16 protein-coding genes are annotated in these 17,935 nt (G+C 38.1%); 12 read left to right on the plus strand and 4 right to left on the minus strand.

The annotated features are described in order from the left end of the window. Positions 1 to 82: 82 nt before the first annotated feature. The 5 genes from Q0948_RS12400 to Q0948_RS12420 all read left to right on the plus strand — a co-directional run bounded on the left by Q0948_RS12400 (position 83) and on the right by Q0948_RS12420 (position 4,932). Positions 83 to 760, plus strand: coding sequence for a hypothetical protein (locus Q0948_RS12400; RefSeq protein ID WP_298353178.1), 678 nt, complete (start codon positions 83 to 85; stop codon positions 758 to 760). A gap of 26 nt (positions 761 to 786) precedes the next feature. Next, a complete protein-coding gene (locus Q0948_RS12405) occupies positions 787 to 1,521 on the plus strand; it encodes an SCO family protein (RefSeq protein WP_298353181.1) in 735 nt (244 codons plus the stop codon). Position 1,522: 1 nt separating this feature from the next. Beyond that, the gene (locus Q0948_RS12410) at positions 1,523 to 2,068 is read left to right on the plus strand and encodes a DUF420 domain-containing protein (RefSeq protein WP_035327222.1); all 546 of its coding nucleotides are present in this window, start codon (positions 1,523 to 1,525) and stop codon (positions 2,066 to 2,068) included. Next, entirely contained in the window at positions 2,069 to 2,338 is a 270-nt protein-coding gene (locus Q0948_RS12415; protein ID WP_298353187.1) for a hypothetical protein, read from the plus strand. A 128-nt stretch (positions 2,339 to 2,466) separates the two neighbouring features. Beyond that, a complete protein-coding gene (locus Q0948_RS12420) occupies positions 2,467 to 4,932 on the plus strand; it encodes an outer membrane beta-barrel family protein (protein ID WP_298353190.1) in 2,466 nt (821 codons plus the stop codon). 143 nt (positions 4,933 to 5,075) lie between these two features. Here the strand turns inward: Q0948_RS12420 and Q0948_RS12425 are convergent, their stop codons facing one another. Both Q0948_RS12425 and Q0948_RS12430 read right to left on the minus strand, forming a co-directional pair. Then, positions 5,076 to 7,295, minus strand: coding sequence for a TonB-dependent receptor (locus Q0948_RS12425; protein WP_298353193.1), 2,220 nt, complete (start codon positions 7,293 to 7,295; stop codon positions 5,076 to 5,078). Positions 7,296 to 7,384: 89 nt separating this feature from the next. Further along, positions 7,385 to 7,747 carry a hypothetical protein gene (locus Q0948_RS12430; RefSeq protein WP_298353196.1) on the minus strand — a complete coding sequence of 121 codons (363 nt, stop codon included), beginning with the start codon at positions 7,745 to 7,747 and terminating at the stop codon, positions 7,385 to 7,387. A 273-nt stretch (positions 7,748 to 8,020) separates the two neighbouring features. On the opposite strand from Q0948_RS12430, the gene Q0948_RS12435 reads away from it, so the two are divergent. From Q0948_RS12435 to tsaB, 7 genes are all read left to right on the plus strand, one after another. Beyond that, on the plus strand, positions 8,021 to 8,722 hold the full coding sequence (locus Q0948_RS12435; RefSeq protein WP_038599160.1) for an ABC transporter ATP-binding protein: 702 nt from the start codon (positions 8,021 to 8,023) through the stop codon (positions 8,720 to 8,722). Continuing rightward, positions 8,715 to 9,959 carry an ABC transporter permease gene (locus Q0948_RS12440; protein WP_035327234.1) on the plus strand — a complete coding sequence of 415 codons (1,245 nt, stop codon included), beginning with the start codon at positions 8,715 to 8,717 and terminating at the stop codon, positions 9,957 to 9,959. The genes Q0948_RS12435 and Q0948_RS12440 overlap by 8 nt, the downstream gene beginning before the upstream one ends. Positions 9,960 to 10,003: 44 nt before the next feature. Beyond that, on the plus strand, positions 10,004 to 11,263 hold the full coding sequence (locus Q0948_RS12445) for an ABC transporter permease (RefSeq protein ID WP_038599163.1): 1,260 nt from the start codon (positions 10,004 to 10,006) through the stop codon (positions 11,261 to 11,263). A 22-nt stretch (positions 11,264 to 11,285) separates the two neighbouring features. Next, positions 11,286 to 12,452: an efflux RND transporter periplasmic adaptor subunit gene (locus Q0948_RS12450; protein WP_298353204.1), complete on the plus strand. Its 1,167-nt coding sequence runs from the start codon at positions 11,286 to 11,288 to the stop codon at positions 12,450 to 12,452. A gap of 136 nt (positions 12,453 to 12,588) precedes the next feature. Next, positions 12,589 to 14,046 carry a TolC family protein gene (locus Q0948_RS12455; protein ID WP_298353207.1) on the plus strand — a complete coding sequence of 486 codons (1,458 nt, stop codon included), beginning with the start codon at positions 12,589 to 12,591 and terminating at the stop codon, positions 14,044 to 14,046. A 5-nt stretch (positions 14,047 to 14,051) separates the two neighbouring features. Next, a complete protein-coding gene (locus Q0948_RS12460) occupies positions 14,052 to 15,332 on the plus strand; it encodes an efflux RND transporter periplasmic adaptor subunit (RefSeq protein ID WP_298353210.1) in 1,281 nt (426 codons plus the stop codon). Between the two features lie 4 nt (positions 15,333 to 15,336). Further along, positions 15,337 to 16,014: a tRNA (adenosine(37)-N6)-threonylcarbamoyltransferase complex dimerization subunit type 1 TsaB gene (gene tsaB / locus Q0948_RS12465; RefSeq protein ID WP_298353213.1), complete on the plus strand. Its 678-nt coding sequence runs from the start codon at positions 15,337 to 15,339 to the stop codon at positions 16,012 to 16,014. 71 nt (positions 16,015 to 16,085) lie between these two features. Here tsaB and Q0948_RS12470 read toward each other — a convergent pair whose 3' ends face one another. Together Q0948_RS12470 and Q0948_RS12475 are read right to left on the minus strand one after the other, a co-directional pair. Beyond that, complete coding sequence (locus tag Q0948_RS12470; protein ID WP_035327247.1) at positions 16,086 to 16,904, minus strand: mechanosensitive ion channel domain-containing protein; 819 nt, start codon at positions 16,902 to 16,904, stop codon at positions 16,086 to 16,088. A 137-nt stretch (positions 16,905 to 17,041) separates the two neighbouring features. After that, complete coding sequence (locus Q0948_RS12475; protein WP_298353217.1) at positions 17,042 to 17,887, minus strand: mechanosensitive ion channel domain-containing protein; 846 nt, start codon at positions 17,885 to 17,887, stop codon at positions 17,042 to 17,044. Between the last annotated feature and the right edge of the window lie 48 nt (positions 17,888 to 17,935).

The raw sequence follows: 17,935 nt of genomic DNA on the forward strand, positions 1-17,935 counted from the left end.
TCCGCTTTCGCGAAAGCGTTATTTCATAAAAATTGAAAAGAATACCTCGCTCTATTCCCATCTGGGATTTATCTTTGTAATTATGAAAAAGAAACTCGTTCTGGTATCGCTTTTTGTCTTACCTATAGTTGCTTACCTCTTCTTTGCATCTGGAGTGTATAACTTTGCAAACTTGCCACTTGTTACAGAAAAGGTGGAAGATGTAAGCCGTTATGCAAGTCAAGAATACAAAGTTGTGCAAACGGCAGAGGTGCCACTCACATTAAATAACCATATCACACTGGTAGGTTACCTAGGTGATGGTTTAATGCAAAATGAAGGATATACCGCAAACCTTAATTTGATGATCTTTAAATACTTTGAGAGGTATGATGATTTTCAAATGGTACTCTTTGTAAATAAAGGCAGCGAAGATGTGGTAGAGGCTCTTAAAACAGAGCTTGCTCGTATTTTTGACACCTCAAAAATGCGTTTTGTAGTTGCCACAAAGGAGCAAACCGCGGCACATTTTAAATCACTTGACACAGGTTTATCTATGATGAGTGATGGTGGTCACCCTAATGTGTTCTTGGTTGATAAAGCATTATCACTACGCTCTGGTCACGAAGACAAAAAAGCAAATGCTTATGGCTATGATTTTACACAAGCTGTAGAGATGGGATACCTTAAGGATGATATTAAAATATTACTAGCCGAGTATAGACTAGCCCTTAAGAAAAATAACAATGCGAGTCCTAAGATAGAACAACGCAGAGATTAATAGTCGTTTATAGATTTTTAAAACAAATGAGAAAAAACACCTACATAGGCATCGCGGCCATCGTATTAATTTTTGGAATTATTGTAATCCCAAAAATATACAAGCGCCTCGCAAATGATGATGTATCTCGCGGCGGAAGAATGCACCAAGAAGGTGGTGTGCCTATAGAAGAAGCACCAGATGGTCTTGTGTATATTACTCAAAATGGTGTAGATCGTAAAGTGCCGCCTTTTAAGTTTGTAAATCAAGATAACGATACCATAAGCAATGCAGATTATAAGGGTAAAGTATATCTAGTGGAGTTTTTCTTTACAAGGTGTACAGATATCTGTATCCCTATGAGTCATAACCTGCAGGCTATAGCAAAGAAGTTTGAAGGTCGTGATGATTTCGGAATTGCCTCATTCTCGATAGATCCAGAGCACGACCAGCCAGAGGTGCTTAAACAATATCAACAAGATTATGGGGTAACTAACACTAACTGGCATTTTATGACAGGTGATAGATCTGTGATACGCAAGCTGTCTAATGAAGGTTTTTATCTAGCAACAAATGAAGAAGGAGATGAGACAGATTTATATCACTCGGGACTTTTTGCACTTGTAGATCAAAACGGTTTTATAAGATCTAGACTGGACCCTTATGGAAACCCAAAGCCATATTACCGTGGTTTTGTGCCTATGGATAAAGTCGTTCCAGAAGGAGGCGAAACATCAGAAGTAGATATCTTAATAGAAGACATAAATAAATTATTAAAATAGTATGAGTACCCAAAACCCCACCGAAAAGAAATACAGAAACTGGATTATTATACTCTCTGTAGTGATACCCGTAGCTGTTGCTGTACTTTTTACCATCAAGCTCAAAGATTTTGGGCTAGATGTAGAACCACTTACCTTCTTGCCACCTATCTACGCTGGTATTAACGGGCTTACGGCACTTGTACTTATTCTTGCAGTAAGAGCTATAAAAAATGGTAATAGAGCAACACACGAGCGATTAATGAAGACTGCCATAGGTCTGTCTGTACTTTTTCTTTTAATGTATGTGGCATACCATATGACGTCAGACTCTACATCATACGGTGGTGAAGGTTTTATAAGATATGTATACTTCTTTATACTTATCACACACATCGCACTATCTATCATTATCATTCCGCTTGTGCTATTCACTTATGTTCGTGCGCTTGCAGAGCGATTTGATAAGCATAAAAAACTTGCTCGCATCACATATCCTATATGGTTATATGTTGCCATAACTGGCGTGATCGTTTACCTTATGATATCTCCATACTACGTGCACTAGATGAAATATATTAAGTACATCACTATTGTAATTGTTTTTTGTTGCGCTTTCGCGAAAGCGGACTTACACGCAACCACCACTGCCGCAACCACACAGTGTGCAATGTGTCGCGCCGTTCTTGAGTCTGAAGAAGATAATAGTACTGCAAAGGGAATAAACAATGGTATCAAGTATCTAATGGTGATACCGTACATCTTAGTAGGAGGCGTATTTTACTTTATTTATAAGTCAAAAAAGAAGGTCCCTGCCGAGAATGGGGAAGATGAATAATCAATAGTTCTCTCCATATATTTTCATCTTTTGTGATAAGGTTTTATTCTTTAACAAAACCTTAGTACAACTGGACTAAACCCAGCCGTAATTTGCGTGTCTCATAACAGAACCAAATTATCAAAGAGATGAAATATTTATTTACCCTCACCTTACTTGCATTTACTACGCTAGTGTTTGCACAGAGACCAGAGGGAGGAAGACCAGATGTAACTATCACTGGTAAAGTACTAGAGGCAGATACTAACGTGCCACTAGAGTATGCAACGGTATCATTTACAAATAGTGAAGGTAAAGTTGTAACTGGAGGAATCACAGACCCAAACGGAAACTATAGTATAGAAGTAGCTGCTGGAGTATATGATGTAAAATTTGAGTTTATCTCTTTTGAGACCAAAGTTCTACCTGGTCAAAAGCTATTTAAAAGCACAACGCTACCTACACAAGCACTGGCAATAGACTCACAATCACTAGATGAAGTAATTGTACGTGCCGAAACTACAGAGGTGCAAGTGAGACTAGATAAAAAAATATATAACATAGGTAAAGATCTTACTACAAGTGGTGCCACGGTAAGTGACGCTTTGAGTAATGTGCCTTCTGTTACGGTAGATGTAGATGGGGCAATCGCCCTACGTGGTAATGAAAACGTGCGTATCCTTATTAATGGTCGTCCATCTGCTATTGCAGGTTTTGGCTCTGTGGATGCATTGAGCCAGCTCCCGGCAGATGCTATTGAGCGTGTAGAAGTAATCACATCACCATCTGCACGTTATGATGCAGAGGGTACTGCGGGTATACTTAATATCATACTAAGAAAAGAAAAAACACTAGGTCTTAATGGATCTATACAAACTAATGTGGGTGATCCAGAACGTTATGGTATCACAGGTAATATAAACCTACGTACAGACAAGTTTAATATTTTTAATACAACGGGCTATAGTAAACGTACATCGCCGGGTAATGCATTTTTTGAAAACAGATTCCTTTCTGATGATGTGACAAATCCTCTTATAGAAGAAACAAGAGAATTTGATAGAAACCGTGGTGGTTTCAACACTAACCTAGGGATAGAATACTTCTTAACAGAAAAGACTTCTGTTACCGCTAGCGGATTTTTAAGACTAAGCGATAACTCTTCTGGAACAGATAACTTTACAGATGAGTTTGATACAAACGGTGACCTTGCTATCTCTAGAACACGATTAGAGCGTGAGGTAGAAGATGATAAAACATACCAGTTATCTTTAAACTCAATTACAAAATTTGATGAGAGCGGTCACGAGCTTACCTCTGCATTTCAATATGCAGTAAATGAAGAAACAGAACTTTCTACCATTACAGAGTTTAACACCTTTCCAACAGATGTAACCCTTCCTGCAGAAGATATTACTCAAATAGAAGATCAAACAGAGTACCTTGCACAGGTAGATTATGTAAGACCTATAGGGGAGAATGCCCAGTTTGAGTTTGGTTACAGAGGTAATTTTGAAGAAACAGTTACAGATTATACACTACTAGAACAAGAAGAAGCCGGCGGCGCTTTTATACGTGATGATGGTCTTTCTAATATCTTCACTTATAAGGAGGATGTACACGCCATATACACACAGTATGGTAATAAATTTGGGGACTTCTCATTTTTAGCCGGTCTGCGTTATGAGAATACAAGACAGAGGGGTACAGTAGATGCTATTGTAGAAGATAGCGATTTAGGTACTAATCTTGATTTTGATAATAAAACCGATGGTTTATTTCCTACACTTAACTTAACCTATGAGTTTAACGATCGTGAGAACCTCACACTAGGTTATAATAGAAGGATAAACAGACCTAGAGGGCGTTTTATAAACCCTTTTCCATCACGTTCTAGTGAGGCAAACATTTTTCAAGGTAATCCAGATCTCGTACCATCATTTGCAAGTGCGTATGATATAGGGTATTTAAAAAGATGGGATAAAGTAACACTTACTTCATCTATCTATTATCAGTATGAGACAGACTCTTTTGAGCGTATACAAGAAGATACAGGACTAGTCACTGCAAACGGAATTCCTATTATTAGAACCCTGCCTATTAACTTGAGCACAAACCAGCGATATGGAGCAGAGATGGGCGTTCTTTATAACCCAAAAAAATGGTTACGTCTTAACTTTAGTGCAAACGCATTTTTATTTGAAACAGAGGGTGAGTTTAATGGTGTAGATTATGGTGCAAGTAACTTTAGTTTCTTTACAAGGGGTAGTGCAAAAGTGACATTACCGTATAAAATAGACTGGCAAACTAATGTGTTTTATAGAGGGCCAACGAATAATGCTCAAACAGAAACTGAAGGATTCTTATTTACCAACCTCGCTTTTAGTAAAGACATTCTTAATGATAATGCTACAATAGCATTTAACGTGAGTGACGTATTTAACTCAAGTAAAAGGCAGTCACTTACTCAAACAGAGTCTTTTGTGAGTGATAGTGAGTTTCAGTTTAGAGTGCGTTCATTTAACCTAGCATTTACATACCGTTTTAATCAGAAAAAACAACGATCAAGAGGTAACCGCGGTGGCGGTGATGATGACGGTGATTTTGAAGGATAATTGTTATTAATAGATTAAGATGTTAGAAAAATCTCCCGTGTTTATCGGGAGATTTTTTTGTTACGCTTTCGCGAAAGCGTATATAAAAGCCATAAAAAAGGGCGATTATATAAATCGCCCTTAAAGAAATTGAGTTAGTGATTCTAAAAAGTCACAGCTATTTTTCCTCTTATGAAGAAGGGTGTGCCTGGTGTAAAGTGAATCTCTTCAACTGGGGTTGCCTCGTTAAAAAGTCTACTTTCTGTTGCAAATTGTGTTTCATTCCACTCAGTGTCAAATAGGTTTTCTATTATGATTCCATAAGTCCAGTTGTTTACTTTATAATTAAGATTCATATCTGTAATAAAGTAACCCTCTGCAATAATAGAGTTGTCTTCATTTGCAGCTCTGTCATCTATATATCTATATGCAAGAGAACCGGAAAAGGCTCCTAGGTTATCTACATTAATACCACCTACAGCTGTAAAATCTGGTGCGAGAGGGATTAAATCTTCTCCGTCTGGCTCATCTGTACTCCTAGCATAGGTGTAGTTTACATCTGAGTAAGCATATAACCAGTCGTTAAACTGGTAGCGAGCACCTAGTTCAACACCCACTCTACGAGAGCGACCACTAGGTTCTACAATACCTGCATCACCTACGTACACAAATTCTTGATCTAGAAAAAGACTCCATAGCGCTGCATTTACCACTAGCCTGCTCGCAGGTTTTATAATTGTACCTATGTCAATACCATAGGCTGCGGGTAATATATCTTCCCCTTCATTTGCTACAACAACACGCGTGTCATTAGAGTGAAAACCTATACCTGTTTTTAAGAAATATTGAAAGGTAGTAGAGGGTGTATAAATTACATTAAGCTTAGGACTTACAGCAACTTTGTTCTCACTACGGTTGTCATAAACCGGACTAAGCTTGTTATTGTAATCAAATTTAAAATAATCAAGACGTAGCGAAGGATTAATATTCCAGTTACCTTTTTTAAACTCGGCATTAAAAAATGCAAACGCATTAAGCTCATCTACATCACCATAAGAAAGTCTTTCAAGCGTCTCACGACGATTTTTTGTGCGCGACAATTCAACATCATTTACGTCATCATATCTAAAGCCAGCACCAGCTTGATAATCTAGATCAAAACTAGCAAGTTCTTTCCCTTTTCTCTCAAAGGTGCTATTAACTCCCATTAGTAAACGATCTTCATATTGCTTTATCTGATCTCCGTTTATAGGATCTTCTAAAAAGAAGGTGAAATTTGAGAACAACTCAAAGTTGTATTTAGATAGAAAAGCATTTGTGGTAAACGAGTCGTTTTCATTTAAGTTCTTGGTGTAGCTTAGAGACACATTACTGCGGCTTGTGTTGCCACCCTCTGTGTCATCTATAGCTCCAAAACGGTCTATTAACCCTGCGTCTACAGCGCGCTGTGGTATTTGTCCAGAAGCGTCCCATTTACTTTGGAAGTGCGATACGGTGAGGTCTAACTTTTCTTCACCAGGGCGGTCATAAACGTACTTACTCATAAGGTTAATACGGTTGAAGTTTTGGGGTGAGTTTACAGGTCCATCTGTAAGATAAACTTCAGAGGCTAGGTATAGAGAATTATAATCACTATTGATAACAGGAAATAATCCGGTAAAGCGTTGCGTGTTAAACTGGCCAACTTCTAGCGTGACTTGGTTTTTTTCTAAAACATCTTTTAGCTTTAAATCAATATATCCAGCTGTTGCAAAATTACCTTGACTCGCAGTAAAAGGTCCTTTGCCAAATTCTATATTATTTATAGTTTCTGGTATAACAAAGTGTAGATCTGAGTACCCTTGGCCGTGAGCGTGAGATACCATATTTACGGGTAGTCCATCTACGCTAAGCGCGAGATCTGTACCGTGATCTATGTCAAAACCTCGTAAAAATATCTGTTCTGCCTTACCGCCACCAGCGTGTTGACCTATAATTAGGCCAGGCACTTTCCTTAAAATCTCTTGTGAGGACTTAACAGGGTTGTTTTTTACATCTATATCAACAATGCGACTTAGTTGATCTACTTCAGAAACTATCACAATTTGATCTAGAGAGACTGATGATGGTGTTAGTATTACTTGCAACGACGTTTGTTGATCTGTAATTACTTCAAGCAGGGTTTCGTGACCTATGCGTGAGAAGTATAATGAGTCGCCTTTTTTTGTGTTAGGTATGGCAAAATAACCTGTAGTGTTAGTATGACTATGTTGTCCAGAGGTTTTATTAAAAATGTTTACATCTTCTAGTGGAGACGAGTTAGTGTCTAATACGACACCTGTTATAGATTGCCCATATAACGGGATAATAAAGAGCATAGCAAATGCTCCAATAAGGAATTTCATATAATATAATTTGATAATTGAATTTTGAGAATGGCATATAGCTTCCCTAGTCCCGAGTGGGTTTAGAGATAAGCTTGATAAAAGGTAATTTATGCTTGTGGAGGCTCAAAAGGCAACCATCGTATAGAAGTATATGGTTTTAAAAGATAGTAGTAATTGTCCTTTTTAGTATGAGCTTGTAGATTTGAAGGCGTTGTGTATCTAGAGATAGATAATCTCTTATCTGTATTATAATTTTCTTTTTTTTGAGGAACTTCCTTTTCTAAATCTGTGTCAAATAGCTTGACGAGTAAGTCTATGCTTTGATGGTTGTGTTGAGTATTATTTACTGTTAGACTAGAGCGCTCGTTATGATGGTGAGCACCGTGGTGTGCACTTTGTGCTATAGCGTGCTCAATAGTGTGTGCCAGTTGTATAAAAGCATCTTTTGTCGAAGAGACGAAACATATCACTGCAATGCACAAGGTTAATGCGGTTAATGATTTTGATATGTGTTGCTTTTGTTTCAGAATGTTTGGTTGTTAATTATTGAATCTACGTTTATTTCTTAGGTAGGGTTTCATTTTAACAAAACCCTAACAAATTCAACTGTAACAGATAATCATCTGCATAGTCTATAAGACTATACACTACCGACGACTAACCAAAACAACCCGAAGTAGTCTTAACAAGAATTTCACAATTAGTGACAGATTATCTGTCTATATTGTCATAAAGTGTTGACTATGATAGAAATAAAAGATCTTCATAAATCGTATCAAATGGGGAGCAACTCGCTTCACGTTTTAAAAGGAATAGACTTTTCTGTAAAGGAGGGTGAGTTAGTTTCTATTATGGGTTCTTCAGGATCTGGTAAATCTACATTACTCAATATTCTAGGTATGCTAGATGAGGCAGACGAGGGAACATATAACCTAGATAATGTTCCTATAAAAAATCTTAATGAAAAGGTTGCCGCACAGTATAGAAACAAATTTCTAGGTTTCATTTTTCAGTCATTTAATCTTATCAATTATAAAAATGCGTTAGATAATGTCTCTATGCCGCTTTATTACCAAGGTATGAAGCGAGCAGAGCGTACAGATAGAGCTATGCATTACTTAGAAAAGGTAGGTCTTGCACAATGGGCAACACACCTGCCTAGTGAAATGTCTGGAGGTCAAAAACAAAGAGTTGCAATCGCGAGAGCACTAGCAAGTGACCCAAAAGTACTACTAGCAGATGAGCCTACGGGAGCACTCGATACAAAAACTTCTTACGAAGTAATGGATCTCATACAAGGTATAAATGATGAGGGTAAGACCATACTTGTGGTAACACACGAACCAGATATTGCAGAGATGACTAAGCGCATTGTAAATCTAAAGGACGGTCGCATCATAGATGACTCTGTTGTAAATCAAGTAAAAGCAAGTTTACATGTTTGATGTAGAGCGCTGGCAAGAAATATTTGAAACTATAGGTAAGAACAAGCTTCGCACCTTTCTCACTGGGCTGTCTGTAGCTTCGGGTATTTTTATATTAGTCATTCTTCTAGGTTTTAGTACGGGTATTCAGAAAGGAGTAAAAACACAATTTGCTCAAGATGCAGAGAGCCGAGTAAATGTATGGACAGGTGTTACTACAAAAGAGTACGCAGGTCTCAATCCTGGCCGTCGTATACAGATGCACAATAGTGATTTAGAAAATGTAGATCAAAAATTTGGCGAAGCAATAGAACATCAAACTGGTTTATACAATATCTGGGGAGGCCTTGTTAACTACGGTAACGAAACAGGTAATTATAGAATAGAAGGCGCAAACTACGGACAGCAGTTCATTGAGAATGCTGGGCTATCTGCAGGTAGATTCTTGACTCAGAAGGATGAAGAAGAAGGTGTTAAAGTTGCCATCATAGGCCAGAAGGTAAAAAACGACCTTTTTAAAACAGAGCAAGCAGTAGGAGCAACTATTAAAATTATGGGTATAAACTTTCTAGTAGCGGGAGTATTTACAGACCCTGGAGGAGAGCGTGAGGAGTCTCGTATTTTTATACCACTCAGTACGGCACAACGCGTTTTTAATGCAGGAGACAAGTTAAGGTCTATGGCATTTACAGTAAAGATGTCTGATAATTTTGACGAAGCCGTAGCACTTTCGGCAGCAGTGAGTCAAGGTATAGAAGATGAGATTAAGTCTAGATATCAAATCTCACCAGATGATCGTAGCGCCGTGCGTGTGCGTTATAATCTGGAAGAAGCACAAAAAATTTATAGCCTCATAGATACCATACGTATGGTGTTCTGGTTTGTAGGCATAGGTACAATTATAGCAGGCGTGGTAGGTGTAAGTAACATAATGCTCATCATTGTAAAAGAACGTACTAAGGAGATAGGTGTGCGCAAAGCACTAGGAGCATTGCCTAGCTCTATAATCGGGATGATACTGCAAGAGTCTATTTTTATAACCGCAATAGCTGGCTTCTTAGGGCTGTTTTTAGGTGTTGGTTTATTAGAGTTAATCGGCCCACAGATAGATAGTGATTTCATCAAGTTTCCTCAGGTAGATTTTGTGACTGCGATGTCAACAGTAATTATTCTTATCGTGGCAGGAGCCCTTGCAGGTTACATACCAGCTAGAAGAGCGGCAAATATTAGACCTATAGAAGCACTAAGAGATGAGTAGTATGGAGAGTTATACCGCTTTCGCGAAAGCAAAAAAAGAATATAATGTTTAGTAAAGATCGTTGGAACGAAATACTAGAAGCACTTAACGCAAACAGGTTTAGAACCCTGCTTACGGCATTTGGTGTGTTTTGGGGTATACTGATTTTAGTATTACTACTCGCACTTACTAATGGGTTGAAGAATGGCGTTTCGGCAGATTTTGGTGACTTTGCTACAAACTCGATGTTTATGTGGTCACAAGGAACCTCGATGTCATATAAGGGTTTGCCTAAGGGACGTTATTTCAATTTTAAATTAGAAGATGTAGACGTTTTACGGGAAAAGTACCCACAGTTAAAGTACATCTCACCTCGAAATCAGCTAGGAGGTTATAATGGTGCAAATAATGTTACCTACAAGGAAAAAACAGGTGCTTATAGCGTTTACGGTGATTATCCAGAATTTATAAAACAGCAACCACAAGATATTACTTCTGGTCGCTACATCTCTTATTCTGATATAGAAGAGAAAAGAAAAATATGCATCATAGGTGAAGATGTTGTAAAGGGGCTTTATGACAAAGGTGAAGAACCGCTTAACACCTATATTAAAATAAATGGTGTCAACTTTTTGGTAGTAGGGACATTTAAAGACCCAAAGAGTAGTGGAGATGCAGAGGAGTCTGCAAATACAATTTTTGTTCCTTTTACTACATTTTCGCAAGCTTTTAATCGTGCAGATAATGTAGGGTGGATGGCTATAACGGCTCACGACGGTACAAGTATCACCAGTATAAAAGAACAAGTTTTTACTACAATGAGGGAGCAGCGCTCTATTCATCCAGATGATAAAAGAGCCATAGGCCACTTTGACCTTGCCGAGGAGTTTGGTAGAGTGATGGGGCTATTCTCAATACTCACATTTGTAGGATACTTTGTGGGGTCTCTTGTACTGCTTTCTGGAGTGATAGGGATAAGTAACATTATGCTCATAGTAGTAAAAGAACGTACCAAAGAGATAGGAGTACGTCGCGCTCTAGGTGCAACTCCTTGGGAGATTAAATCTCAAATATTACAAGAGTCACTAGTACTCACCATAATATCTGGTATGGCAGGTATTGCAGTTGCTGCTGGATTTATATGGGTGATGAATAGTATACTAGATCAAGTAGGTAAAGTAGACAACTTTGCAAATCCTTCTGTAAATATTACAGTGATCTTTATCGCCCTCGCCATACTCATCATCTCTGGACTACTCGCTGGTTTTATACCTGCAACAAGAGCTATACAAATGAAACCAATAGACGCATTAAGAATAGAATAATACAATCCAATCATATAATAGAATGAAACGCACAGGAACCATTATCACGCTCGTACTAATTGCAGTATTTTTCTCCATAGGTATCTGGTATATCTACACAAAAGATAAGCAGGACCCAGTGGTGTATACCACAGAGCAAGCGACTAATCGTACAATTGTAAAGAAAACAGTTGCGACAGGAAGTATTGTCCCAAAAGAAGAGGTGCTCATAAAACCTAATATCTCAGGTATTATAAAAGAGGTATATGTAGAGGCTGGAGATAATATTAAGGCTGGAGACCTTATTGCCCAGATTGATGTAGTGCCTAACGTGTCATCACTTACTAATGCAAAAAATAATATTGCTGGAGCAAGAACTACTGTAGAGACAGCGAGACTAGCACTTGCAAACCAAAAGAGCATTTATGATAGGCAGAAAGCGCTTTTTGATAAAGGTGTTATCTCTGCAAATGATTTTGATAATATTAGAAATACTTATAACGCTGCAGAGCAAAGGCTCAAGCAAGAGCAGGTAAACCTGCGTAGCGCTTCTCAAAATTATGATATCATAAAAACGGGAACCACCAGTGGGCTAGGTAACGCAGCAACTACTCAAATACGATCTACTATTACAGGTATGATTCTGGACGTGCCAGTAAAGGCCGGTAACCAGGTGATAGAGGCAAATAACTTTAATGATGGTACCACCGTTGCTACGCTAGCAGATGTTGAAAAGATGATCTTTGAAGGTAAGGTAGACGAGAGCGAAGTGGGTAAAATAAAGGAAGATTTACCACTTGAGATTACGGTAGGAGCTATAGAAAATAAAGTTTTTGATGCTACGCTAGATTACATCGCACCAAAAGGCGTTGCCGAAAATGGAGCCATACAATTTGAAATAAAAGGAACCCTAGCAAAGAAGGATGATGATACCTTCATACGTGCAGGCTTGAGTGCAAATGCAAGTATTATTTTAGAAAAAGCAGAGGAGGTGCTTTCTATAAAAGAAGCACTTGTGCAGTATGATCCTAAAACTAAGAGCCCTTATGTTGAGGTAGCAACGGGAGATCAAGAGTTTGAGCGCCGTGATATCCAGGTAGGAGTAAGCGATGGGATTTTTGTAGAGGTAAAGAGCGGTATCACAGCAGAAGATAACATCAAAGTTTGGAACCAGCTTAAGGCGCCAGCAGGATTTGGTGGTAGAGGGTAAATCCTTTGATTACTAGTGGTTAGGAGTTTCTTTATAACGCTTTCGCGAAAGCGTAAACCTATACCCAAAAAAAATAATTAACAGTTTTTGTAACATATAACCGTTTCAATAGTCATATTGGACATCAATCAAGATTATGAAAAAAGCCATCTTATTTTGTATGACAGCGATACTAGCTCTTACTACCTACGGGCAGGAGAGAAAGTGGACACTTCAAGAATGCGTGCAATATGCGATAGATAATAATATCAATATTCAGCAAACTACGCTAGACCTTGAGTCGGCAGCAATAGATAGGTCTGATGCCATAGGTGCATTTTTACCTACTCTTAATGGTACTGCAAGTAATAGCTGGCAGACAGGTCTTACACAAAACGTACTTACAGGAGTACTAGAGTCGCAACAAACTCGTAACTCGTCTTTTGGTGTAAGTTCTGGGGTGCGATTAATAAATGGTTTTAGAAATCATAAAGTACTAGACAGAGCAGAACTTTCTAAAATTGCAGCAGACTATAATATTGCAAAACTTAAGGATGATGTAGCACTTAACGTCGCTGTAGCATACCTACAAGTCTTACTGGCAAAGGAAAGCTTAAATGTAATTGTTACTCAAAACGCAGTAACGCAAGAGCAAATAGATCGCACACAAGAGCTGGTAGATGGAGGAGTATTACCTAGAGGAGATTTACTAGAGATACGTGCAACAAATGCAAGTGAGAGACAACGTATTGTTGCTTCCGAAAATTCAATAGCAATAGGACTTGTAAATCTAGCACAGCTACTTAATATATCAGATTTTGAAAATTTTGATATTGCAGAGGGAGATTATAGTGTGCAAGGGGAGAGTATACTTGACACGCAGCCAGAGGTGCTTATAAGCACTGCAAAAGACAATAGATATGATGTAAAAATCGCCGAGCAAAATGAGGCGATTGCACAAAAGGATCTTGAGATAAGCAAGACAGGGCTATACCCTACACTAGATGCATTTTTTAATTATAATACTAGAGAGTCTAACAGAGCAAGTGGTTTTAATACGATTCTTGATCCAGATAATCCAGTTATAGATTCTGGTAACCCTATAGGAGTAGTAGGTGCTACGGGAGATGTAGTAACAAGCCTTACTCCTAATATTATAGGAGGTAATGAAGTAGGGCCTTTACCATTTGTAGAGCAGTTATATCTTAATGATGGTATCTCTTATGGTTTATCTTTGCGAGTTCCAGTTTTTAATGGATGGAGCACAAAAAATCAAATAAAACGTAGCAAGGTAAATGTAATGCGTGCAGAGTTTCAAAAGGAACTTGCAGAGCAAAATTTAAGAACGGCTGTTTACCAGGCTTATACAGATGCAAAAGCAGCAAAAGAGAGTTATGAAGCGGCAAATATTGCTGTAGAGTCGCAGGAGCTAGCATATCAATATGCAAAAGATAGGTACGATGTAGGGCTTACTAATGCTTTTGATTTTAGCCAGAGTAAATTGCGTTATGATAACGCACAGATAGAACTTGCACGTTCTAAGTATGATTATATTTTCCGCATAAAGGTATTGGAGCTCTATTTTGGAGTGCCAGTTACCGAACTTAAATTCTAACCAAAATGAGTAAAAAAACACTTTTCATCTTACTAGGTATTGTTGCCATTGTAATTGTAGCATTAATAGCCGGCAAGAAATCTGGAGCGTTCGGTAAATCCGGAAACTTTAAATCTGTTGAAACTCAAAAAATTGAGAAAGCGACAATTATAGAGACAGTTGCAGCTACTGGTAAAATACAGCCAGAAATAGAAGTAAAGCTATCTTCAGAAGTATCTGGTGAGATTATAGACTTACCTATCAAAGAAGGTCAGGATGTAAAAAAAGGGGACTTGTTAGTAAGGATTAATCCAGACTTAGTGCAGGCAGCAGTGAGCCAGTCGCGAGCAGCTTTACAAAACAGTCGTGCTGGTCTTTCTCAGGCAGAAGCAAGTCTTAACCAGGCAAAACTCAACTTTGAACGTAACAAACCACTTTTTGATAAAGGTGTGATTTCAAAAGCAGATTTTGAACGTGCAGAGTCTGACTATCAGATAGCACAGGCTAATCGCCAGAGTGCCTTTTATAATGTGCAGAGTGTAGCTGCACAAGTAAAACAGGCTACAGATAACTTAGGGCGTACATCTATTTTTGCACCACGTGATGGTACCATCTCTATGCTTAATGTTGAGCTAGGTGAGCGAGTAGTGGGAACAGCGCAAATGGCAGGTACAGAAATTGTGCGTGTTGCAAACCTTCAAAATATGGAGGTAGAGGTAGACGTAAACGAAAATGATATCGTAAAAATACAAGTAGGTGACTCTACCATCGTTGAGGTAGACGCATATCTCAAAAAGAAATTTTCGGGTATTGTAACAGAAATTGCAAACTCTGCGCAGTCTACACTTACTGCAGACCAGGTAACTAACTTTAAAGTAAAAGTGCGTATTCTAGAAGAATCTTACACAGACTTACTTGAAGGTAAAAGAGAAACATATTCACCTTTTAGACCAGGTATGACTGCAACGGTAGATATTATAACAAAAAAGCGTAGTGATATACTAGCAGCTCCTATAAGTGCCATTGTTGTAAAGAGCGATACGAGCTCAACAAAGCGTTCTGCTCCAAAAACAAGTGACCTTACTTCAGATAAAAAGTTTGAGTGTGTATTTATAAAAGATGGAGACACCGCAAAGCTCAAAGTTGTTACTACAGGTATACAAGATGATTCAAAAATAGAAATTCTCTCAGGCCTTGAAGAGGGAGATGAGATCATTACAGGGCCTTATAGCTTAGTGGCAAAGTCGCTCAAGACAGGTGATAAGGTAGAGCTAGAAAACCAAGAAGGAAAGAATACAGAAGAATAAAAGAATGACACACATATTATGTCTAGAGACAGCCACCACAAATTGTTCGGTGGCTTTGTCTATTAACGGAGAAGTCGTGATGATGCAGGAGGATAATGCAAAAAAGTATTCTCACGCAGAGCGCCTGCACACTTTTATAAAAGAAGTTTTAGATAAAGCAGGTGTTGCTCAAGAAAAATTAGATGCCATAGCGGTAAGTAAAGGTCCAGGGAGTTATACGGGACTGCGCATAGGAGTTTCGGCGGCAAAAGGTCTCTGTGCTGCGCTAGACATACCCTTAATTGCTGTAGAGACGCTTAGGTCGCTTTCGCGAAAGCAAAATCTTACTCATAATGAGCTTGTGGTACCTATGCTAGACGCGAGGCGTATGGAAGTGTATAGCGCTATTTATGATAGTGAGGGCAATGTTATAAGAGGTACAGAAGCACAAATACTAGATGAAACCTCATTTACCGAATATTTAGATAAGAGTATTGTACATTTTATAGGTAATGGAGTTGAAAAATTTCAAGAAGTATGTACACACCCTAATGCGAGATTTGTAACTAATGAATTGCCTAGCGCTGCGCAAATGGCAGCGATTTCAAACCAAAAGTTTCAAGAAGGATTATTTGAAGATGTAGCTTATTTTGAACCTTATTACCTTAAAGATTTTATTGCTGGTAAGCCTAAGAAAAAATAAGCACAGTTTTATAAATGACAAACGCCCTTAATGTAAACATTAAGGGCGTTGTCATTATGAGGGACTTGATATTATGCCTCTTTCTGAATTTCAACAGCGTGAGGGTAAGGTATTTCAATTCCAGCTTTGTCAAGCTCGATTTTACAGTTTTCAATAGTTTGGAAGTACACATCCCAGTAGTTTTCTGGTGTTGCCCACGGGCGTACTTCATAGTTTACAGAACTCTCTGCAAGTTCACCCATATTTACAGATGGAGCAGGTACTTTAAGTACATTTTCTTGAGACTCCATAGCACGCATTAGGGCTTCTTTGGTAGCTTTAATATCTGCATCGTATGATACGCCTATTGTAAGGTCTACACGTAGTTCTCCTAGCTCTGTATAGTTCTTTATATTACCATTAGATAGTGCACCGTTAGGTAAGATAACTAGCTTATTACCTGGTGTAGATATTTTTGTAGTAAAGATTTGAATCTCTGTCACAACACCTATTTCGCCTTGAGCTTCTATAAGATCTCCTACTTTAAAAGGTTTGAAAAGTATTAAAAGTACACCTCCAGCAAAGTTAGATAATGATCCTTGTAGAGCAAGACCTACAGCAAGACCAGCAGCAGCAAGTATCGCTGCAAAAGAAGCGGTGTCTATGCCTAATTGACCTAAAATAGCAATGATAAGAAGTACTAGCAATATGGTTCTTACTAGGTTAGACAAGAACTTTTCTAGGGTCTTGTCCATATTTTTATTCTTCTCGAGCATTTTTTTGAAAACTTTCATAAGTTTCCCAATAACCCATTTACCAACAATCCATATAACAACGGCCATAAGTATTTTAAGCCCGTATTCTGATCCTTTTTCGATAGCTAGATCAATCCATTTTTGATAGTCTTCCATTACAATGTTTTTAGTTTAAGTTGTTTGATACTTTAAAACTAAAAAAAACGCTCATAATAAAAATTATGAGCGCGTTATATTCTTGTAATTATTTAATAATGAGCATAGGTCTATGCTTCTGTGTCTTTCATCTATAATTATTCTTGTTTGTATAGATGCACATCACGTTGTGGGTACGGTATTGTGATGCCTTGAGCCTCTAGTCTTTCTTTACCTTCTTCAAGCACGGTCCATCGTAAGTTCCAAAAATCATCTATATGTGCCCAATATCTTAATGAGAGATTAACACTGCTATCGCCTAGCTCTGCAAGTACAATCATAGGGGCTTTGCCTTCTTCTTGTATTACGGTCTCTTGCTCATTTACGAGTTCTAAGAGAATATTTTTTGCAAGCTTCACATCGTCATCATAACCTATTCCAAAAGTAAGAGCTTCTCTACGTATACCTTCTTCTGTAAAGTTTACAATGGTTTCATTAGATAATTGTCCGTTAGGGATGATAGCAAGTTGGTTCCCAAAAGTATTCAGCTTGGTCTGGAAAATTGAAATTTCCTTTACAGTTCCTTCTTGTCCTTGGGCTTTTATAAAATCTCCTACTTTAAATGGTCTAAGTAGTAATATAAGTACACCACCGGCAAAGTTTGCAAGTGACCCTTGTAGCGCAAGACCTATAGCAAGACCAGCGGCACCTATAATCGCAACAAGCGATGTAGTTTTTACTCCTAGTTGAGTGATTACAGTAACAAAAAGTATAATTTTGAGCGTCCAGTTTATGAGGTCTTGTGCAAACTTTTCTAGGGTAGGGTCATAATCCTTTCTTTGGAAAAATTTACGAGTAAAACGTTTAATAAGACGTATGATCCAGAGACCTACAAATAGGAGTATAATAGCACTTATAAACCCTGGGATAAATGCCCATATCCAGTTTGCGGCACGCTTTATATATTCTTCGTACTGACTTAACGTACTTAGGGGGTCTTTCATAACAATGTATTTTTTACAAAGTTGAAGATAAGCCCTAAGGTTCTATAA

Source organism: uncultured Dokdonia sp. (assembly GCF_947496725.1).
Lineage (GTDB): Bacteria > Bacteroidota > Bacteroidia > Flavobacteriales > Flavobacteriaceae > Dokdonia.